The sequence below is a fragment of the Enterovibrio sp. FF113 genome (genome assembly GCF_041439165.1).
Classification (GTDB): Bacteria; Pseudomonadota; Gammaproteobacteria; order Enterobacterales; family Vibrionaceae; genus Enterovibrio; species Enterovibrio norvegicus_A.
The window spans coordinates 124,177-145,453 of the sequence record NZ_JBGONO010000012.1 but is presented as its reverse complement, the minus strand read 5'-3'; the positions used below and the strand labels follow the sequence as shown (position 1 = coordinate 145,453).

At 47.7% G+C, this 21,277-nt stretch carries 18 protein-coding genes; 8 read left to right on the top strand and 10 right to left on the bottom strand.

Annotation, left to right across the window (positions count from 1 at the left end):
• Positions 1–12: 12 nt before the first annotated feature.
• From ACED36_RS11750 to ACED36_RS11710, 9 genes are all read right to left on the bottom strand, one after another.
• Positions 13–2,238 (bottom strand): polysaccharide biosynthesis tyrosine autokinase, encoded by a 2,226-nt coding sequence (locus ACED36_RS11750; RefSeq protein ID WP_016960832.1) that lies wholly within the window; start codon positions 2,236–2,238, stop codon positions 13–15.
• A 33-nt stretch (positions 2,239–2,271) separates the two neighbouring features.
• Positions 2,272–2,763: a polysaccharide biosynthesis/export family protein gene (locus ACED36_RS11745; protein WP_198928378.1), complete on the bottom strand. Its 492-nt coding sequence runs from the start codon at positions 2,761–2,763 to the stop codon at positions 2,272–2,274.
• Between the two features lie 26 nt (positions 2,764–2,789).
• The gene (locus ACED36_RS11740; protein ID WP_016960830.1) at positions 2,790–4,004 is read right to left on the bottom strand and encodes an outer membrane beta-barrel protein; all 1,215 of its coding nucleotides are present in this window, start codon (positions 4,002–4,004) and stop codon (positions 2,790–2,792) included.
• Positions 4,005–4,007: 3 nt separating this feature from the next.
• Positions 4,008–5,405, bottom strand: coding sequence for an undecaprenyl-phosphate glucose phosphotransferase (locus ACED36_RS11735; RefSeq protein ID WP_016960829.1), 1,398 nt, complete (start codon positions 5,403–5,405; stop codon positions 4,008–4,010).
• A 422-nt stretch (positions 5,406–5,827) separates the two neighbouring features.
• A complete protein-coding gene (locus tag ACED36_RS11730; protein ID WP_016960828.1) occupies positions 5,828–7,117 on the bottom strand; it encodes an HlyD family type I secretion periplasmic adaptor subunit in 1,290 nt (429 codons plus the stop codon).
• Positions 7,117–8,829 carry a type I secretion system permease/ATPase gene (locus tag ACED36_RS11725; protein WP_016960827.1) on the bottom strand — a complete coding sequence of 571 codons (1,713 nt, stop codon included), beginning with the start codon at positions 8,827–8,829 and terminating at the stop codon, positions 7,117–7,119. The genes ACED36_RS11730 and ACED36_RS11725 overlap by 1 nt, the downstream gene beginning before the upstream one ends.
• Before the next feature lie 122 nt (positions 8,830–8,951).
• Entirely contained in the window at positions 8,952–9,569 is a 618-nt protein-coding gene (locus ACED36_RS11720) for a calcium-binding protein (protein WP_016960826.1), read from the bottom strand.
• Between the two features lie 319 nt (positions 9,570–9,888).
• Positions 9,889–10,506, bottom strand: a complete 618-nt coding sequence (locus ACED36_RS11715) for a calcium-binding protein (RefSeq protein WP_016960825.1) — start codon at positions 10,504–10,506, stop codon at positions 9,889–9,891.
• A 247-nt stretch (positions 10,507–10,753) separates the two neighbouring features.
• Positions 10,754–11,431, bottom strand: a complete 678-nt coding sequence (locus ACED36_RS11710) for a LuxR C-terminal-related transcriptional regulator (protein WP_016960824.1) — start codon at positions 11,429–11,431, stop codon at positions 10,754–10,756.
• A 398-nt stretch (positions 11,432–11,829) separates the two neighbouring features.
• Between ACED36_RS11710 and ACED36_RS11705 the strand changes: the two genes are divergently transcribed.
• Together ACED36_RS11705 and ACED36_RS11700 are read left to right on the top strand one after the other, a co-directional pair.
• Positions 11,830–12,354, top strand: coding sequence for a single-stranded DNA-binding protein (locus ACED36_RS11705; RefSeq protein WP_029486530.1), 525 nt, complete (start codon positions 11,830–11,832; stop codon positions 12,352–12,354).
• Between the two features lie 172 nt (positions 12,355–12,526).
• On the top strand, positions 12,527–13,090 hold the full coding sequence (locus ACED36_RS11700; RefSeq protein ID WP_016960822.1) for a YbhB/YbcL family Raf kinase inhibitor-like protein: 564 nt from the start codon (positions 12,527–12,529) through the stop codon (positions 13,088–13,090).
• A 95-nt stretch (positions 13,091–13,185) separates the two neighbouring features.
• Here the strand turns inward: ACED36_RS11700 and ACED36_RS11695 are convergent, their stop codons facing one another.
• A complete protein-coding gene (locus ACED36_RS11695; protein WP_016960821.1) occupies positions 13,186–14,064 on the bottom strand; it encodes a LysR family transcriptional regulator in 879 nt (292 codons plus the stop codon).
• Between the two features lie 219 nt (positions 14,065–14,283).
• Here ACED36_RS11695 and csrD point away from each other — a divergent pair, with 219 nt between their 5' ends.
• From csrD to ACED36_RS11665, 6 genes are all read left to right on the top strand, one after another.
• Positions 14,284–16,236: an RNase E specificity factor CsrD gene (gene csrD / locus ACED36_RS11690; protein ID WP_016960820.1), complete on the top strand. Its 1,953-nt coding sequence runs from the start codon at positions 14,284–14,286 to the stop codon at positions 16,234–16,236.
• Positions 16,237–16,391: 155 nt separating this feature from the next.
• Positions 16,392–17,840, top strand: a complete 1,449-nt coding sequence (locus ACED36_RS11685; protein ID WP_016960819.1) for a hypothetical protein — start codon at positions 16,392–16,394, stop codon at positions 17,838–17,840.
• A complete protein-coding gene (gene pilO, locus ACED36_RS11680; RefSeq protein ID WP_016960818.1) occupies positions 17,840–18,496 on the top strand; it encodes a type 4a pilus biogenesis protein PilO in 657 nt (218 codons plus the stop codon). Before ACED36_RS11685 ends, pilO begins: the two co-directional genes overlap by 1 nt.
• Positions 18,480–18,806 carry a hypothetical protein gene (locus tag ACED36_RS11675; protein ID WP_016960817.1) on the top strand — a complete coding sequence of 109 codons (327 nt, stop codon included), beginning with the start codon at positions 18,480–18,482 and terminating at the stop codon, positions 18,804–18,806. Before pilO ends, ACED36_RS11675 begins: the two co-directional genes overlap by 17 nt.
• Before the next feature lie 5 nt (positions 18,807–18,811).
• Positions 18,812–20,422: a pilus (MSHA type) biogenesis protein MshL gene (gene mshL / locus ACED36_RS11670; RefSeq protein ID WP_039731941.1), complete on the top strand. Its 1,611-nt coding sequence runs from the start codon at positions 18,812–18,814 to the stop codon at positions 20,420–20,422.
• 16 nt (positions 20,423–20,438) lie between these two features.
• A complete protein-coding gene (locus tag ACED36_RS11665) occupies positions 20,439–21,272 on the top strand; it encodes an ExeA family protein (protein ID WP_016960815.1) in 834 nt (277 codons plus the stop codon).
• Positions 21,273–21,277 lie beyond the last annotated feature (5 nt).

Below are 21,277 nucleotides of genomic sequence, written 5' to 3'. Positions count from 1 at the left end.
AACACTCGAGCCTTAGCTGGCTTCGAGCGCGTCATCACTTTGTTTGTTAGCGTTGTAGTACCCATAGTGCAGCTTGTATTTTTCTTCGGCAAACTTGCTGGAGAGCTGATTGAGCACCACTCCGTCTATGGCGATGTCATGGCGTACGAGCTGAGAGACCGTAAAGTTGATTTGCTTCTCTGTGGTCGACTCCGCTTTCACGACAAGCACCATGCCACCGGCTAAGCGTCCGAGGAGCAAGCTGTCACTCACAACATGCACTGGCGGCGTATCAAGAATGATGCGGTCATAGCTTTGCTTTAACTGATCAATTAACGCGGCAAACTTGGGCGAGCCTAGCAATTCTTGCGGATTCGGTGGCAACAGACCGGCTGGCAAGAGATCCAGTGACGACTCGTCATCATGGTAAATACACTCGCTTATCGGTGTGCCCATGACCAGTGCATTGGTGAGGCCTGCTTGGTTACGTGGTAAACCATAGCGACCACCAATAGCGGGCATGCGCAGATCACAATCAATCAGCAAAGTGCGCTCCATCTTCGCCAATGATTGAGCCAAGTTAAGTGCTACGGTGGTTTTGCCTTCAGCCGGCAAAGAAGACGTTACCGCCAATATTTTGCGTTTACTGTTTGTTAAAGTGAGTAGTATCGAGGTGCGTATTGTCCTCACTGACTCACTGAATAGGGCGGCATCGGGGTCAAGATAAAGGGTGTGATCCAGTGGCGTATTTTTGAATCGCTTCGCTTTGACCCGGGGAAGAAAGCCTAAATGCTGCAAACCGAGTTTCTCCTCAACATCATCGGGTTTTTCAATCGTGTTGCGGTAAGCATCTGCCAAAAATGCACCCGCGATAGCGATCAGAAGAGCGAATGCGGCGCTGATCACGATTAATTTGGTGGTTTGCGGACGGAAGGGGTCTTGTGCTGTTTTCGCTTTGTCGGTAAACCGAGCAATCACCGATTCAAAGTCACTGGTTGCAGTCGTTTCTTTCTGCCGACTCAAGAACATATCGTAAAGCTGACGACTGGAGTCAACATCGCGCTTGAGCGATTCGTATTGTGCACGCTTTGAACTAATGTGTTGATAATCGTTCTTTTTGTTGGCGAGCGAAGTAATCAGCGACGCTTCTTGTTTGCGTGCATTGGTGAGTTCTTTTTCGATACCGCGTGCCAATTCGTTGATCACAGAGTTAGCGCGATTGCGGACAGCCGTCAGCTGAGCACGAGCCTGGATCATCTTGTCGTGTTTTTCGCCATAACGTTTTGACAGCTCTGAAACTTTGCGCTGCGCATCGGTCTCGGCATTTTTGACATCACGAACCTGTGGATGGTTTGAGATTTCAGGCACCGACAGCAAGGCTGCACTGCCTGCACCGTTGCCTTGCATCAGTGAATACAAACTTTCAGCGGCGACGCGTTTTTCTCTGGCTTCAGCCACGCGAATGGTTAAGTTAGTGAGCTCGGTACCAGCGAGTTCATCGATATCATCTAGCTCAATCAGTCCTTCGTCTTGCAGGTATTGAGTCAAGGCTAGCTCGGAGATGTCCAAGTTGTTTTTAAGCTCACCCAATCGATCTGTAATCCAGCCTGATGCAGTCTGTGTTGCAACCAGTCGTGCTTCAAGGTTTGACTCTATATACGCTTGACCGAGTGCGTTGGCGACATTCGCGGCTAGCACGGGGTCGGCTGAACCAAATTGAATTCTGACTAACTGGGTGTTGCGAATAGGCTCTATTGCTAAATGGGATTTGAATTTCTTCAAGACAGCTTGATCTGCTGCACCCTTATCAACGGCGTCAGTTAGCGGCTTTTGCTTGGGTAAAAAGCCCTGTAAAAACTCTACTTGATGGAGCATGGCGAGCAATTTATCTCGCGCAGAAGGTTTTCCGACGAGATTATTGAACTCTCTAATTTGCGATATACCCAACTCTTCGATAACTTTCTCTGATAGGTAATCCGAGCGAAGGATCTCAAACTGTGTTTGGTAATATTCTTTCTTGCTGGTATCGAGCGCGTACACTTCTTCGATAGAAATTGTTTTACTGGCCTGAGACTCGATAAGCAGTGTGGCTGTCGCGCGGTAAACTGGTGTGATGGCAAGGATCAGCAGCGTAGCAATGAGCGTAACAACAATGACAAACAAGGTGATGGGCATCCAGTAACGCCCGATCACGCTGAAATACCGTTTAAGATCGATACGTGATTGCCCGCTTGCCGGGTTAGGCTCGGTCAATTTCATGGTGGTAATTTCCTTTTATTCTCGCAGCGCTATCTAAAAAAAACTCTGATCAACCACGATGATGTCACCGGGGCCCACAGTTTGTGACAGGCCAACATTTTTTTGTGTTCTTCCATTTTTGGCTTCTGTCTTTTGAATTTTTTTACGTGATGCTCGGTCGGTAAATCCGCCCGCAATCGCAATCGCTTTACCAATGGTCAGCCCTGGTTGATAGTCATAACCACCAGGCTGGTTTACTTCACCGTTAACATAAAACTTGCGAAACTGAATAACGTTAACCGTTACCTTAGGGTCGATTAAATAATCACCCCGAAGTCCCTGTTCGATAATGCGTTGCAGTTGACCGACGGATTTCCCAGCAGCCTCAAGGCGGCCTAGATAAGGGTAATCAAAACGCCCTCGTGTGCTGAGCAAAATGTCCATGGAAAGGTCTTCTTCCCCGTACACTTTGATGGAGATACGATCTCCATCATCTAACACATATTGCTCTGTCTCTGCGGCTCCACTAAAGAAGGGTAGAAACATTAAAAGGAGTAATAGAAATCGATGGATCACAAACTCACCTCCATGCCAATGAAAATACGTGTTTGGTCGTAGCTGTATCCTGCAAAGCTTGAATCGCGCTCAAATTTGCTTGCACCCACAGACACATCCCACCATCTCGTTAAGCTATAAACCACGGAAAGCTCAAGTAATGTGTCGTCATCATTTCGCAACCCGCCAGGGTAGTCGTTGGTGCCATAACGGGCAGTGGCAATGGATGTTAGTTGTGGTGTCCAACTGTGCTCCCAATCGAGCTTAATTGAACGATCTTGAACGTAGTCAGCATTAATGTCGGGATCGCGAGCATAATCGCGTCCTTCCAATTTGAACGTGCTGTAATCTGTTGGTGCCCAACTTACATTCGCGCGCCAGCTAAATCCTTGAAAATCCTTGCGATTAGAGTCATCAAAGTCTTTATTTTGCATGCCGACGAGTAGCTTGCCTTGGGTTTTTCCTGTGATGTCCCATTCCAGACCGCCATACAGCAAGGTGTTTTGGTTATCACGGGAGCCTGATGTCGGCGGAACAAACTCATAGCTACGATCTTCAACACGCGCCATGGCGATAGCATGGAAATAGCTTGAGAAGGCATAATAGAATTCGCCACTTAGATAAGGCTGCTCCCAATTGTAATAGCGGCTTTCATCGGTTTGACCGCCATTGTTTACGTAGGTCACGTCTTTGTAGTCTTTGCTCTCGTAGCCCGCGATACCGACTAAACGACCTTTGGCACCCGCTGCACCATAGGTGTAGCGGGCATTGAAATCTTGAAAGTGAAAACGTAGAGGTTCTTCAACGGCCAGACTATTACCTTCGGTCAAGCCAGTACCTCTTGGTTCGCTAACGATTTTATAAAGGTAATCTAGACGTAGACGATTCCGGATATTGAAAAGCCACAACCCAGCGGCATGAGCTTGTTGGTCAACAGTGTTGTCATCGCTGCTATCGGTGAAATACAACGCATCCATACGATAATCGAATTGATAGGCAGTGCTTTCTGTTTCCAGTAACGCGATAACTTTAGGGGAAATGAGCGTCATCGGCGAACTGACCGGATCCTTGGTCGTTCGTCGAACATTGTCGTTGTGTCCCGCGCTGACTTTTAGCGTTGGAATGATGTCAATGCCATTTTCAGTTTGGTATGCCAAAGGTTCGACGGCTGCCACTGAGAGCGGCAGCAAGACAAGGGGACACACCCAAAAATTATTGCGAATCACACCCATCTCCTAGTACGCCGATTTGCCAACAAAGCCTTTAAACACAGTGGCAAAGACGATCTTAATATCCATCCATAAAGACCAGTTTTGGATATATTCCAGATCAAATTGGATGCGTTTTTCCATCTTATCTAGTGTGTCTGTTTCACCGCGATAACCATTGATCTGCGCCCATCCGGTAATTCCGGGTTTCACTTTGTGGCGTAGCATGTAGCGATCAACAATGGCACGGTATTGTTCGTTGTGGGCAACAGCGTGAGGACGAGGACCAACAATAGACATAGAGCCGCGCAATACGTTAAAAAATTGCGGAAGTTCGTCGAGCGACGTACGGCGAATAAATGCACCAAAGGGCGTGACTCGAGGATCATTTTTTGTCGCTTGTTTCACTACGTCACCATTGTCAGTGGTGGACATGGAACGAAACTTCCACACTTTGATTTGTCGACCATCTAGCCCGTATCGGTGCTGTTTGAAGATGACTTTTCCGGGTGATGACATTTTCACGCCAACCGCAACAGCGATCAGAACCGGAGAGATCAAAATGATGATGAGCGTCGATAGAATAATGTCTTCAAGGCGTTTAGCCCACGCAGCGATGCCACTGAATGGCGTGTCGTGAACACTTAATGTGTGCACGTGACCAATGGTTTGCCAACGGCTGTGTAATAGGTTGTACGTGAAAAAGTCTGGTACCAAATAGGTGGTAGCAGTGGTGTCTGCAAATTGGTTGAGATAGCGAGCAATGCGGTCTTTCGCATGCATAGGCATGGCAATATAGACATGCTGAAGCTTGCCTTGTTTTGCTTGCTCTAGCGCATCACTTACTTTGCCCAGCATTGGTGCGGGCAAGCTTCCTTCAATACGATCGCTACTGCGGTCTTCATAAAAACCAACTAACTTTATGCCAAGTGCATGGTTGCGTTGAAACTCTTGAGCCAATTCGATGCCGTTTGCGGTGGTGCCAATAATGGCAGCGCAACGAGTGTTAATGCCATGATTGCGAAGGCGACTTAATGCAATACGGGCAAGATAGCGCCAAAGTACGAGGCCAATACCGCCAAGTACAAACCACATTGTCATCACAATGCGGGAAAACTCGATGCCGCGTTGCGTAAAGAAAAAGTAAGCGACCAGAACAAGGCATGCACCCAACCAAGGAAGCAGAGTTGCGACCATTTGGCCTTGAAAATTACTGATGCGCCACGAACGATAAAGGTGGGAGCTTTCGGCAAAAAGCAGGTAGAAAATGGATGTCAGTGTGGCGAGCAAGAGACAGTCTTCACTGACGGCTCCTAAGTAGAGAAAACTTGCGACGACAAGTGACCCACCAATTACCGCAAGATCACAAAGACGGTAAAGAATGGCGGATTCGGTTCCATGTGTACGAATTTTTCTGCTGTCCATAAGATATAAAGCTCATATTTTTTTGTGTTCTCGATTATTCGATCACTTTTTTATTTCATTTCTTACTCTTAAAAGTAAACCACGCATCGCAACCTCGCTAGGGAGGTGCCTTTGACGATTGGTTTATTTTTCCAACAAGACGCAGCAAGTAGAACAGTATGAGAAGACAGAAAGAAGATGAACTTTGTCCGATTTTCACTTGTGACATTTATGTTGCCAGAAAATGGAACATACTTTGCCCTATAAATTGGCGTTGAATCGAGTTGTATGCGCAGTGATCCAGATCACACTTTTAAGGGTGACTTGTATCAATGAAAAGATTTTGATTCGAAAAGTATCTAACAAGTTATCAGTCTATTTTGCACAGTATTAAGCGCCCTCATTCTTAGGTGTGAGTTAAGTATGAGAGCGCATGATAGAGATCACTCTTCTCGAAATGCTCGATTGAGGCTCTCAGTGAGTGGTTTGGCCAAATATTCTATCGGAGTTCGAGGCTCTGTAAGCAACATGACTTCAGCTTGCATGCCGGGATAAAGAACGATGCCGTTAAGAAGCTCGTTAACATTGTCGATGAGCTTGACGCGCGCCAGATAATAAGCCAACCCTGATTGCTCATCGATGAGCCTATCTGCAGACACGGTTAGTAACTCACCGTTGAGGGGCTTGATGCTTCGCATACTCAAGGCAGTAAGACGGATTTGTGCTTTCATGCCAGCGCGTACTTGGTCGATATCTGAAGGATCAACACGCGCTTCAATCATCAAGCTTTCGTTGTTAGGCACGATATCGAGTAGCGGTTGCCCGGGGGAAATGACACCTTCTTCCGAGTACACCTGAAGGTTTAATACCGTTCCTGACAGTGGGGCAACAATTTTTGTGCGATTGAGAATATCTTGCGCCGTTGCCAATTGTTCATCTAATTCATAACGCTCTTGCCGAGTTTCACGTAACTGTTCCACCACTTCTTTAATACGTTCAAGTTCTTGCTCTTTTAATTGAGCCTGACTTTCAGCCACGTTTTGTGCCAAGCGACTAGCATTGGATTGCAATTGGCTGATGGTACTTAATATTTGGCTTTCCTCACGTTCTAACCGCAACACTTGAGTCTTGCTCGCATAGCCTTTTTCTGCCAATTTTCGGTTGCCAGCAATTTCTTCGCCAATGATGGCTAATCGACGTTTTTCAATCACGAAGCGCTGCTTCTGTCCATCAAGCTCTGCGCGATTCTGCGCGAGTTGTGTTTTTAGGACTTCCTGTTGAGAGGCGTAGAAATCATTTCTGGCTTGGAAGATCCGACGCTGATTGGTGAGGATCTCCTCTACGCGTGGGTCTTGTTTATTTGATTCAAGTTGCTCGGTAAATACAATCGTGTCGAGATTATCGCGCTCGGCGATCAGTCTTGCTTCACGTGCCAATGCATTACGCTGACGACTATTGTATTGCTCCAATTGACCACGCGCTTGTGTGTCATCAAGCAAAATAAGCGTTTGACCTTTGGTGACATTTGCCCCTTCTGTGACGGTTATTTTGTCAATAATGCCACCTTCAAGGTGCTGCACGGTTTTGCGCTGACTATCCACAGTAACAACGCCGGGTGCGATAGATGCTCCCTCGAGCGGACTAAATACGGACCAGACACCAAATGTGCCAAAGAAAAGTGCGATGACACCGAAACCGAACAAAGCGAGTTGGCGAATAGCAGGAATGCCCATTACTGCTTCCCTCCTTTGTTGGAAGAAATGGCTGCGCTTTGCTCCATTAACGGTTTGAGTACTTCGTCTCGCTCACCAAAGGCGCGAACTTGGCTATCTTGCAGTACGAGTAATTTGTCCATCGATTGCATCATGCTGGGTCTGTGTCCCACTAAGATAACAGTGGCTTTGCGAGATTTAAGATAGGCGATGGCACGCTGTAGTGCGATCTCTCCAACACCATCAAGGTTGGCATTGGCTTCATCGAGGATCACCAAGCTTGGGTCGCCGTAAAGTGCTCTGGCAAGCGCTACACGTTGACGTTCACCGCCTGATAAGCCAAGGCCTCGCTCGCCGACAACGGTGTCGTAACCCTGACGCTGACGCAAGATGAGCTCATGACAGCCCGCAAGTTTTGCGGCTTGAATGACAAGCTCAGGCTCGCCTTCTGACATGCGAGCTATGTTCTGACGGATCGTGCCTGGAAACAGTTCTACATCTTGTGGCAAATAGCCGCAATGGGGGCCAAGATCATCGGGATCCCATTTGGCCACATCCATATTATCCAGTCGAATTGTGCCAGCAGTTGCTGTCAAGTTTCCGAGCATTAAACGTGCCAGTGTGGATTTCCCTGTACCGGATGGTCCAATGATCCCAAGTGCTTCTCCGGCATTGAGTTTGAAAGTGATGCCATGCAGCACTGGCTCAGGTTGGCCCGAATGGAAGTAGGTCACTTTTTCGACCGATATCACGCCTTGTGGTTTCGGTAATGGCATTGATTTTGCACGTTCTGGAAACGCTGGGATTTGCTCTTTAAGGCGCTGATAGCTTTGCCTTGCAGAAATAGCAGTACCCCATGCGCTAATGGATTGCTCTACTGGCGCCAATGCGCGAGCCATCAAAATGGAGCCTGCAATCATTGCGCCCGCAGTGAGTTCGTTTTCGATGACAAGCCAAGCACCCACACCCAGCATGGCAATTTGTAGCAGCATTCGGATGAACTTAGACGTAGCTGTCAATAGTGCACCTTTGGAATTTGCGCTGACTTGGCTATCGATGCTTTTGTTATTCAGCTCAGACCAGTTTTTGATGAAATTGGGCATGATGCCCATGGCTTCAATAGCATCTGCGTTTCTGGCCGCTGACTCTGCTTGTTGCATAGCAAGAATCGCTGATTCGTTGGCGCTTTTGTGAGCTTTTCGCGTGGTGATATCATTAATGATGGCGATAGCAAACAAGATGAGTGCCCCTGCCGTTGCAATAATACCGAGTAAAGGGTGCAAGAGAAAAACAAAGGCTAGGAATACAGGGGTCCAAGGAGCATCTAAGGCGGGTATCACTGCATTGCCACCGATAAAGGCCCGAATAGCGGCGATATCACGCAGACTCTGCACGGAAGCTGACAGTCCTTGTCGAAGCTGCAACGCAATGCTGCCGCTTAAAATGTCGGGGGATAAACTTTGATCAAACCAAGCGCCAATTCGCACCATAATGCGAGTTCGCACATTTTCTAGTATTGACATGGTGAGTAGCGCAAATACGGTGATCATCGTCAATAGCAGTAACGTGTCTATTGAGCGAGAACTGATGACACGATCATAAATTTGTAGCATGTAAATGGGAACGCTCAGCACCAGAATATTGATGAAAAAACTGAAAGCGATAACAAATACCATGGCTTTTTTACATTGTTCGATGGTTGTTAGTAGCTGTTTTTCTGTAGAAAGAGACATGTCGTATCCAATGATTTCTAATCACTTTGTCTTTTTTATACTGCAACGAAGCGAATGCTTAAATGGCCCTAAAAAAGGCAATCAGTTTCTGCACTGATTGCCTTGAGTATAGCTTGGTTAAATCAGACGATTTGAAAGTCGTCGGCAGAGAGATCCCCAACGGAAATATTGTGAAGTGTGACGCTTGAACCGTCGGCCAAACTGATCAAGGTATTGTTACCAGCTTGAGCAAGGTCGAGCGAACCAAAATCAGTGTCACCGCTTGAACGGATAAAGATAGTGTCAATGCCAATTTCAAAATCAACAACACGATCATTGCCTGTGTGCTTGTTCAGAATATTGTCAAACAGGAAAGTGTCTGCACCTGAACCACCAATTAGAAAGTCATTGCCTGAACCACTGATTAACCAATCATCACCTGAACCGCCAAACAGTCTGTTTGAACCTGAACCTGCGTAAAGGGAATCGTTCCCCGTTCCACCAAGAAGGTCATCGTTACCTTCTCCGCCATACAAGGTGTCATCGCCGCTACCGCCGCCAACGTAATCGTCACCTGACCCGCCGCTAATAACGTCATTACCGCCACCGCCAATCAGAAAATCATCACCGCTACCGCCAAATATCGTATCGTCGCCACCAAATCCGATGATGCGGTCATCACCGCCCAAACCATTGATAACATCTGTGTCACTGGTTCCATCCAACGTATCTGTAGTTGCGGTTCCATTAATGTCAGCCATTACTTCTTCCCTTTATAGTTATTTCATACCTTTGTCATGATGTACGGCCGACATGGTCAGCACGTTGCCTTAGGCAAGCTGCAATTAGCCATCATGAGCTTGCCGAAAAATGGCTGTAACACTTTGAACGAGTTGACGCGAGAATGGTGTCTCATTGGTGAGTTGTGGTGGGAAAATAATGCCTAATATTCAATGCGGAAATAACAGTCTGATATGGAGGGGTTTCTAGTTATTTAATACTTACAATGGACTGTGAGATAAAAAAATGGGCAATAGGTCAAATTCGTTATTGCCCATTAGGTGTTAGACCTTGAGTTTGTTAGACAATATGGAAATCACTGGCAGAGAGATCTGCAGCAGTAATACCGTTCAGGATAAAACTAGAACCATCAGCCAGATCAACGAGCGTGTTACTGCCCACCTGAGTCATGGAAAGAGAAGCGAAATCAGTATCTCCCGTTGCTCTGATAAAGAGCAGATCGACCCCGATTTCAAAATCAACCACACGATCGTTCCCAGTGTGAAAACCAAGAATGTTATCGAACAGGAAGGTATCAGCTCCTGCGCCACCGACAAGGAAATCATTATCTATGCCGCTGACTAGCCAGTCGTCACCGTCGCCGCCATAAAGCACGTCATTGCCCGATACGGCGAACAGTAGATCGTTACCGACGCCACCCAATACAATGTCATGGCCTTCACCGCCAAACAGAATGTCGTCGCCGCTACCACCGCCAACGATATCGTTACCAATACCACCGCTGACGAAATCGTTACCTGCACCACCAGTCATGGTGTCATGGCCTCGACCACCGAAGACAAAATCGTCTCCACCGTAGCCGACTTTTACATCATCTCCACCGAAGCTGAAAATATTGTCGCTTTCACTGGTGCCTAATAGTGTCTCCGCGTAAGCGGTACCGTTTATATTAGCCATAATGCTAACCCTCTATTTTTGAATATACCTAAGTCACAAAACGAATAGATGGGATGCGTACGTCGACATTGAGGAGCAGTCCTCGCATCAGTGCAAACATCAACGAGGCAAGCGAATTATGGGGAATTATTAGATATTGCTTACCTACGCTTTGCAATTCTAACTATGGCGTAAAAGTGCTTAGGTAAGTGTCTCACTCATGAAGATACATGAGCGCCTACTTATAAAGGGGAAAGGTCTCAGTGGGTTAGCCTTGATAGTCTAATCCGATTACTGACAAATTGTTTTTTGCCCAAAACACAGCTTGTACGCGGTTTTTAACATTTATCTTTTTGAAAATATTATATAAGTGTGATTTCACCGTGTGTTCTGATACAAAAAGGCCATCCGCAATTTCGCTGTTGGATGCGCCAGTGACGAGCTTGCGCAGAATTTGCTGCTCACGGTTGGTCAGGCAGATTTCTGAGTAGTCGATGGCGTTGTTATTGTTCTGTTGGTAGTAATGAATGAGCTCAGCCAGTTTTTGCCTTGGCAACCAATATTCACCTGACAACATTTTTTCAATGCCGTGGCAAAGGTGTTCGAGATCATCCTCTTTCTTAAAAACGCCTTTAATAAACGGCCAACTGGCGAGTTCTTTGGCAGATAAATCATGAGCATTAAACAGTGCAAAAACATGCTGCTCACTAAAAGGAGACAGGCTCTGTTTAACAAAATTCACGGTATCGCCTTCAAAAGCGCTTAAATCGATCAAGACCAGACCTGAAGAGGTAGCGAGCTTTTCGCTAATGGTCTGCTTCTCTACCAGAGATACACTACTCTTAATTTCTTTTTCGAGGCATGAAATTAGCGCAGTGATCGTCATGCTTGGCTCGGAAACAAGGAGAATCGTGTATTTGTCAGAGGTGGTCTCAATGTTCTGCATGTGTATCCCTAATGCTTTTGATGATGACTTCGCGTTTTTCCTCGCTATCTCACGGTAACAGATTAAAAAACGCATTTCGCAGCATTCTAAAGCGCAATCGGAAAGCCTTTCGTATCATTTTTAGAACTCTCAGACTGAGCTTTGCTCGCAGCAACTATCTCAAACTCTTTGTTAGTCTAATACAAATTCGTTCTTATCGCTGATTTATGCCTTCTACTTTTCATCTTTAAAGTGAGGTTTTCATCATGTTGCGCTGGGACTGAGCGGTCTTCGAAGTTTCAATTGAAAGCCTGTGATCAATGTTCTGGCTTCTGTTATCATCGCCGTTGAATTGTCATCCGCGCACTGAGTGGCGCAATGTACCTGATGACGCAATGAAGAAGGTTTGGGAGCAAAATATGGCCAGCCGTGGTGTAAACAAAGTAATTTTGATTGGCAACTTGGGTAACGATCCTGAAGTTCGCTATCTGCCAAATGGCGGTGCGGTTGCCAATCTGACTGTTGCGACCTCAGAAACGTGGCGTGACAAGAGCACTGGTGAAAACAAAGAAATGACGGAATGGCACCGTGTGGTGATGTATCGTCGTTTAGCTGAAATTGCCGGTGAGTACCTGAAAAAAGGGTCAAAAGTGTATTTGGAAGGCCGTCTGCAAACACGCAAATGGCAAGGCCAAGACGGACAAGACCGTTACACAACGGAAATTGTTGCGAATGAAATGCAGATGCTAGATAGCCGTGCCGGTGGTGGTATGGGTCAAGGTCAGCCTGCGCAGCAAAACCAGCAACAAGGTAATTGGGGCCAGCCGCAACAGCCTGCTTACCAGCAGCAACCTGCGCAACAAAAAGCCCCTCAGCAGGCTCCGCAACAGGCGCCTCAGCAATACAACGAAATGCCTGATTTTGATGATGATATTCCATTCTAGGAATAAATCAGTTAGCTAAAGACATTCAAAAGCCCCGTATCTACGGGGCTTTTTTGTTTCGATGGTATGACGAATTAAGTACAACAAGTATTAGGTATGAGTCATTTATCCATATGCATCGCTACGATACTTCGATCGCCCTAACGTGCATTAATCAATCGGAGTGAATACGATGAATAAAGCGAAACGAAATGGATTAGGCATCGCCCTGTCAATGGTGTTGGTGTCGATGGGAACGTCAGCGTTAACCTTAACTAGCCCTCAGGTTGTTGAAGGTGAAACGTTAAAAACACAGCAGATATTCAATCAATGGGGTTGCGAAGGCGATAACAAATCCCCCGAACTTAGGTGGACAGATATTCCTGAAGGAACAAAAAGTTTCGCGGTCACCATGTATGATCCGGATGCACCGACAGGCAGTGGTTGGTGGCATTGGTCGATGATCAACATTCCAGCCGATGTCCATCATTTGCAGCTTAATGCCGGTGATGAAGGTGGCAAATTGATGCCAGCGGGTGCGCAAATGCAGCGCAATGACTTCGGCTTTCACGGTTTTGGTGGTGCATGTCCACCGCCCAAAGCATCACCCCATAATTATCAGATCACGGTTTATGCGCTTGATGTTGAAAAACTGGGGGTTCCCGTCAATGGTTCTCCAGCTCTCGCAGGCTATTATATTCTCCAACACCGAGTGGGAGAGGCGCAGTTAATCGCGCCAACCAAGGCGCGGAAATAGCCAATTTGCTCTCTATTGGCAATTCACGGTTATCGTAGTGACATTGTCTTAGTTCAATGATGCAAACGTCAGCGTGATGCGTTGGCGCTTCTTCGTTAATGCACCACTTTTTGCTTGAGGAAATCGATAAACAATCGTGTTTTGGTGTGGTTGTATTCCAGTTTGGGATAATACGCGTAGGCTGGGCTTTTGGGTTGACGTACATCGGACAAGACGGGAACGAGCAATCCTTGGTCGAGCTCTTTTCGGATGGTGACATCGCCCACCAAAATAATGCCAAGTCCTGCTACGGCAGCATTGACGAGCGCTTCTGGATTTGGCGAGACAAAGTTTCCGCTTAAACGCAGTCGACGACCATGTTCAAATTCATGCTCTTGTGGGTGGCTTGTTGAACCGTACAGCAAGCAATTATGGTGGAGCAGTTGCTCGGGCTCAATGATCGGTGGATGTTGAGCGAGATAGGTGGGGGATGCAAAAAAACGCGGCTGGAAATCAAACAGCTTGGTGGCAATAAAACTGGATGAATTAAAATCCGCGAGTTCGCGAGTGATCACTATGTCTAAATTCGGGTCAGGTAACTGACCGGGCGCTAGCGTGTGCAGCTCAACTTGAATATTGGGGTAAGTGGCAAGAAACTCCCCGATGTTGTTTACCAGCAATCGACTGCCCGTTGCCAATGGAGCACCAATACGCAACACCCCACTGACTTCACCATAGGTTGAGGTGGTTTCTGATACTAACTGTGTCCAATCATCGAGTAACAGCTTTCCTCGCTGGTAAAACAAACGTCCCGCATCCGTCATGGTGAGGTTACGGGTGGTGCGTTTTAGTAGCTGCACACCAAGTTGGTTTTCTAGCCATGCTAGGCGCTTTGATAACGCAGAGCTGGACGTGTTGAGCTTGGTTGCGGCTTGCGCCAACGAACCCATCTCAACAACGGTGATATAGCTTTTGGCGCAGGTAATCCAATCCATCTACTGATTCTTTCCATTGTGTATCGAGTTTGCGTTCACTTTCGCTACGTGAAAAACGATAGATATATCCAAGCAACCTCAAATTGAACGTGATGAATGATTCTGAATCCAGCATCTTGAGGTTGTTTGGGTATAATAGCCAATTGGGCGGCGTAAAAAAGCGTTAAGCCGTTAAAATTGCTGAACAGTAAGCCGTACATTCCTTTAGTTGGATATCGAATGCGAAAAGTTGCAGGGATGAAGCTGACCAACCGTTTGGTCGCTTTCGTTACGTTAATCGTTGTCTGTGCCATGTTTGTTTTATTTATTGGCGGTGCAGTGAGTTTTCGTAAATTAGGCACGGATTTTCTTTCTCATTATCTCGGGAAAGTGGTGGTCGAAATTGACCAAGCCATTGCCGATCCTAACACCAATGAAAATATCGGCCTTTGGCTGCCCCAGCTGTTAAAAGCGAGTGACGTCGTTGAACTGGAAATCAGCAGTAAAACAGGCATGCTCTATCGTTATGAGCAGATCCAAACGGCAGTCAAACCGCTTGAATTGATTGAAAATCGCTATGACTTACCGAGTAACCCTGGCTTTTTCATTACGATAAAATCCGTCCCGCCCTATGCCGATTTTGCCTACTCCATCGGTGCAATGTCCTCGTTATCTCTTGCCGTACTCGTCATTGTGCTCGCGCTGACGTGGGGGATTAAATGGTTGCGTACGCAGTTACTTGGTGCTGAATTGCTTGAACATCGAGGGCGACTCATTTTGGCTGGGCGAGCCGAAGATGTGCAAACAGGCGATGACAGAGAGTGGCCATCGACGGCAAGTATCGCGTTGGATCAGATGATTGTTGAATTGCGTGACGCTCGGCAAGAGCGAAGCCGTTTTGACACCTTTATTCGAAGTAATACCTTTTTGGATAAACTCACAGGCGCGGCAAACCGCGTGATGTTTGATAACCGTCTGCAAACGCTATTGCAAGACAAAGGCGCGCAAGGCGCAGTATTGATGCTTCGAATTGGCGATTGGGAAACGCTTACTCAGAATAGCGGGAAATCGGGTGCAGATGAATGGGTGAAGGAGGTGGGTAACGTCTTATCTAACGCCATTCAACGTTTCCCCGATGCCATACTGGCACGTTATTACGACACGGAATTTGCCATTTTGCTGACTCATCAATCTGCGAAAGATGCGCGTCTTTTTGCCAATCAACTGATGAAAGCGTTAGCACGATTATCACCGCCAGATCCCTTGGAAGAGGAAAATTGGGCGCACATGGGCATGACCTTTTTCAGCACCGGTGAGCGTCGCGGGCGGTTAATGGAAGAGGCGGATATGGCCAAGCGCAGTGCGGTGCTGCAACGCAGTAACGGCTGGCATGCCTTCAAAAAAGATGTGGTCGCTGACGAGGCACGCGGCAGTGTTCGCTGGAGAACACTGTTAGGCAGAGTGTTTGAAAGCGGTGGCCCTGAGCTTTATCGACAAGTGGTGCAAAATACGCAGGGAGAATTACTTCATACCGAATTGCTTGCCCGTATCAAAGACGAAAATGGCTTGGTGATTAAAGCGTCCCGTTTTTTGAATGGCATTGAATTGGTTGGAATGAACACAGTCCTTGATCGTAGTGTGGTGAGTAAGACGCTGCATCAACTGCGCAACGGCGATGGTCGCGAAGTCTTGTCATTGAATATCTGCGCCGATTCGTTGCGACAGCGGACCTTTCAAATATGGTTACGAGATATTTTATTGCAAACGCCTCGAAGCGTACTGAACCGTATGCAATTTGAAGTGTCAGAAGGGCCATTGGTGAAGCATTTTGACGCTGCTCGTCCCGCATTACGCATGGTTCGTGCGCTAGGGTGTCCACTGGTTGTCGATCAAGCAGGGCGCTCAGTGGTAAGTACCCACTACGTCAAAGATATTCAACCCAAATACATCAAGCTTCATCGAAGCCTGATCCGAGATATTCATCAACGTCCAGAAAACCAGCTATATGTTCGCAGTATGCTGGGAGCCTGTGAGGCGACACCGACCGAAGTTCTGGCCGTTGGCGTGGAATCTGAGCCTGAATGGAATGTGCTGTTACAGCTAGGCGTTCAAGGTGGACAAGGTCGTTTATTCGGTGCGGAATTGTCTGGCAATCCGGTAACTTTGAAGCGCCAACGCTGGCGTAAAAAATGACCTAGCTCGAAGATTGTTTATAAAGCACTCAATTGTGTCATAAAACTGTCGCTCACAGACTTATTTTTTGGCGGGAATTTTGATAGAATATGCTGTACGCCAAAAAATGATTTACAACCATCCTTTTAACAGCTTCGAGTAATTATTAGTCGTAAATGGCCGTTCCCACTCTTCTTGCGCGTTTTTCTTCATCAAGGCAGCGAAATGTTGTTAGCCTTGTTGTATCTGCCAGTCAGGTTGTTATTGGCTTTCGTGTTGATGGGAGTGAGCAAGTCGATTGCCAGCCCATCACGCAATCTGATCCTTGGACGGCTGCATTACAGCTGCTGAAGCGGCATGAGATCACCAAGTCAGACATTCATTTGGTATTAGGGCATGGGCTCTATCAAACCTTGCTGATTGATGACCCACAATTGTCTGATGAAGACAAACGTGCAGCGTTGCCGTTTAAGCTCAAAGATTTCATTTCTGATTCTCCGTCCGACATTGTCGCTGATGGTTTTTCTTCCCCTATCGCTAACCGTTACCAAGCGTTTGTTTGCCATAAGTTACCCTTAATTCAGCTCAGTCACGCACTTGAAAAGCGTCAATGCCAATTAGCCAATGTCTCGTTGGAGGATGTGGTGTTGCGCCAGTGGACGCAACTGGATAAAACCGAAATGGTGCTGACCCGTGATGGTCAGGGCATGCTCCAGATCGCCGTGTTTGACCAGGGTAAGTTGTGCTTTCAGCGCCAAGTTCGTGGCGTGATATTTGAAGGTCAGCAGCTGCAACCATTGGTGGTCGACGATCTGGCTTTGGAAATTCAGCGATCGCTCGATTATTTACGCTCACAGCTTAAAAATGCGCAAGTCAGTGGCTTGGTCGTGGGCGTTCAGAACATCGATGATACCGAGCTGGCATTCCAGCTTTCTTCAAGGCTTACCGTCGCCGTTCGTCCGCAAACCCTGTTTGATTCTGGCGAGCATCACCAGCACATTGCATTAGCCGCGCTGAATCGAGAATGCTCGCCTGATATTAACCTGTTCAGCGATGATCTTACGCCTCGCGGAGCTTTGCTGACGTTCGAGAAAATGGTGGTGACGTGGGGGCTGACAGGGCTTCTCATCGTGTTAGTGGCCGCTTACCAACAATGGCAATTGGCGCAGTCTGACAAGATGTTGAGTATTGCGACACAGGAGCAAAGCACGGCAGAGTCGCTATCCAATCAGTTGAATGAGCAACTCAAACTTCATGTTCCTTCTTTGAATTTGGTCAATGACGTCAATCGCACTGAAGAAGCGATTGCGGCGAAACGTAAGGCACTTGAAGCTGTTCGCCAACACGACATTGCTTTGCAGCAAGGCTACGCATCGGTATTTCGCGCGCTGTCCGATGTGTCACGCCGAGATATCTCAGTGTCAGACATTGCGATCAGCCAAGATGCATTGGATGTGAAAGGGCTGGCAGCCACCCCTTCGTCTGTACCTGCGTGGCTTCAAAGCTTTCAAACTCAGCCGCCACTTGCGGGGCGTGTGTTTGAGCAAATGGCATTAAGTCGCGATGACAATAATCGCCTGTCGTTTAGCTTGACCTCTAAGCATGAGAAGGGGGAAGCGTTGTGATGAATCCATTGATTGAACGCATGAAGCAGGGCTTCGACGGTCTTTCTGGCCGTGAACAATGGCTGATTGCACTGGCGGGTTGGGCCGCAATTATCGCCATGGGTGCACTGTTATTTCTTGAACCCATGACCAAGACGCTGACTCAGATCAGCAATCAAATCACGCAGCAGCAACAAAGCACTCAAGATTTACTGACGCTGAATCAGCTTAAACAAGAAAAACTGAGCGTTTCACCAAGCGTCGAGCTTGAACAAAAGCTTGCTCAATTGTCACAGCAGCTTGTTGATTTAGACCAGCGCATGGCTGACAAAGTGGAAGGCTTGGTCAATGCCGATCAAATGGCGTCCTTGATGGAAAGTGTGCTCAATCAATCTGATCGTCTCACGCTCCTTTCGATGGCATCACTGCCCGCCGAGCAACTGACACACACCGAAGATGCGGGCTACTTTATTCATCCTATCGAAATGACGCTTAAAGGGCGCTATTTCGACATTGTGGAATATCTGACAGCGCTCGAAAACCTTCCCGTGAAATACTACTGGAAGGGATTGGATTATCGCGTCACTGATTACCCTTGGGCTGAAGTGACTGTGCAGGTTTATACCTTGGGCGAAAGCGCCGTGTTTATTGGAGGTGCGAGTGAAAGTGCTGAATAAACTGGCCGTGTTATTTGCCATGAGTGTGATGTCATTTTTGGTGTTTGCGGATAACGACCCGACCGCGCCATTGGGCTATCAAGCGCCGAGTCAGGCGAGGAAAGTCACGACGCAACGTTTACCAAACTTAAACGCCATTTTGTGCAGCAGTGACAACCGCTGTTCGGCGGTGATGAATGGGCGCAGCCTAACCGCAGGGCAATCCATTAGTGGGTATGTTGTTAGCGCGATCAATGACAGCAGTGTGACGTTGAAACGTGGCGAGCGTCGCTGGTCACTGACAGTATTTAACGAGCAGGTAGTACAGTGAGCAAAATGAATCTATTGAGCAAGCGATTGATAATATGTTTCGCAGGCTTGCTGTTATCAGCGTGTCAAAGTGTCGGCCACCAGAAACCCACGGAAGTGCAAGAAGCGCTAAACCAAGCGTATGCGCAAAATAGTGGTCAGCCGCTGAGTGAGTTACCCGATGCGGTTTCTCAAGATCTCATGGGCGATTTTTCTGATCGTTCCGGCAGCGGTGAATTGTCGGAAAACCGTCTGCGTATTAATGCCAATCATGTTGATGCAAAAGCTTTTTTTGGCAGCTTAATACAAGGCACGGATTACAACTTAGTGATACATCCGGATGTGAGCGGGAAAGTCACCGTATCGCTTAAAGACGTGACGGTTCCAGAAGCGCTGGAAGTGGTGTCTGATATCTATGGCTACAACGTCGAGATGCAAGGGCGTCTGATCCAAATTTTCCCTGCCATTTTGCGTACGGAAACTTTTCCGGTTGATTATCTTCAGTTGCAACGCTCAGGCGTATCGCTGACATCGATTAGCACAGGGGCTATTTCTACCGATTCAACGTCAAGTAGTGGCGACAGCGAAAGCACGGAACGTTCATCCGTATCGACCGGTGGCACCGTGATTGAAACGCGCGCAGAAAGTAATTTCTGGGGGCAACTTGAACGCGCAGTCAGCGCCATGATTGGCCCAGGTGAAGGACGAAGCATTGTGGTGTCACCGCAGGCGAGTCTTATCACGGTCAAAGCGTTTCCGAGTGAACTGCGTGAAGTGAAGCGTTTCCTTGAAGTGTCACAAAAACGCTTAAAGCGTCAGGTGATCCTCGAAGCTAAAATCCTCGAAGTGACCCTCAGTGACGGTTATCAGCAAGGTGTGAGTTGGAGCAATATTGGCAAGGCCATTGGAAATGGCGGGGTGAATATCAGTCGTCCAGTCACAGATCTCGCTGGCGATTTGATTTCCAATGCCATTGGCGGGCAGACCAATGTCACCATCACCGATGGGCATTTTGATGCGGTACTGAGCTTTCTTGATACGCAGGGCGACGTGAACGTGCTGTCTAGCCCTCGTGTTACCGCGGCAAACAACCAAAAAGCCGTGATCAAAGTCGGTGGCGATGAATATTTCGTGACGGATATTTCCTCTAGCGATTCTTCTGGTGACAACTCAGACTCTGGGCCCAATATCGAACTCACGCCGTTCTTCTCGGGTATTTCGCTCGATGTGACGCCGCAAATTGATGACGATAACGGTGTCTTGCTGCATGTCCATCCTGCCGTGATTGATGTGATCACCGAAGAAAAAACGATTCAGCTAGGTAACTCCTCTGTGCCTTATGTGTTGCCATTGGCGAAAACCTCGATCCGCGAATCAGATTCTATTATTCATGCCCGCTCGGGTGATGTCGTGGTGATCGGTGGCTTGATGAAATCGAGCTACGAAGAGGCGGTCTCGAAGGTGCCTTTGTTAGGGGATATCCCTGGTCTTGGTCACTTGTTCCGCAACGTAAATCGCATGAAGCAAAAAACCGAATTGGTGATTTTGCTGCAGCCGTCGGTGGTGGGCGAGCAGACATGGCAAGAAGAAATTCAGCGTTCACGCGATCTGCTGAACGACTGGTTTCCTGAAAACTAATCGTCACTGAACGCAGATGTATTTAGCGCACTTTGGCCTCAATGCCGCTCCTTTTAGCCTGACCCCAGATACTCGGTGCTTTTTTGGTGTCCGCTCACATGTGGATGCCATCAATACCTGTATGTCTGCAATGGAAATGGGTGAAGGACTGGTGAAAGTCACTGGAGAGGTTGGCACGGGAAAAACCATGGTGTGCCGTCTGCTGGTTAACGCTTTGACCGATGCATTCACACTGGTTTTTTTGCCCAATCCCGCCAACACGGTGGCAAGCTTACATCGCATGATCGCCGATGAACTTGGCGTTGATGGGGCATTGTCACAAGACAAATTACTGGGCGCTATTCAGCACGCGGCTATTGAATCTGCGCGCCAAGAAAAACCCGTCGTGATCTTGTGCGATGAAGCGCAGACCTTGCCCGATGACGTACTAGAAGCCATTAGGTTGCTGGGTAACCTAGAAACCGAGCAACAAAAACTCATTCAACTGATCATGCTGGGCCAGCCCGAGCTTGATGAGAGATTGTCTCAGCACAACATGCGCCAACTGTTGCAACGCATTAGCTTCAGTGCCCGTTTAGCGCCGCTGACGTTTGCCGAAGCTTCGGCGTATATCGATCACCGCATTCGCGAGCAAGGCGCTTCAACGCGTTTGTTCAGTGTGTGGGCCAAACGACGTATTTGGGTTGCCAGTCATGGCATTCCCCGTTTAATGCACCAGCTTTGCCATAAAGCGCTGTTGCTGAGTTTCGGTAAAGGACAGAAGAAGGTATCAAGCCGCGCTGTCCGATTAGCCATTAAAGATACGCCACTTGCCAAGCAGCACACCATGCTGCAAGCGATGTGGGGGTAGGAATC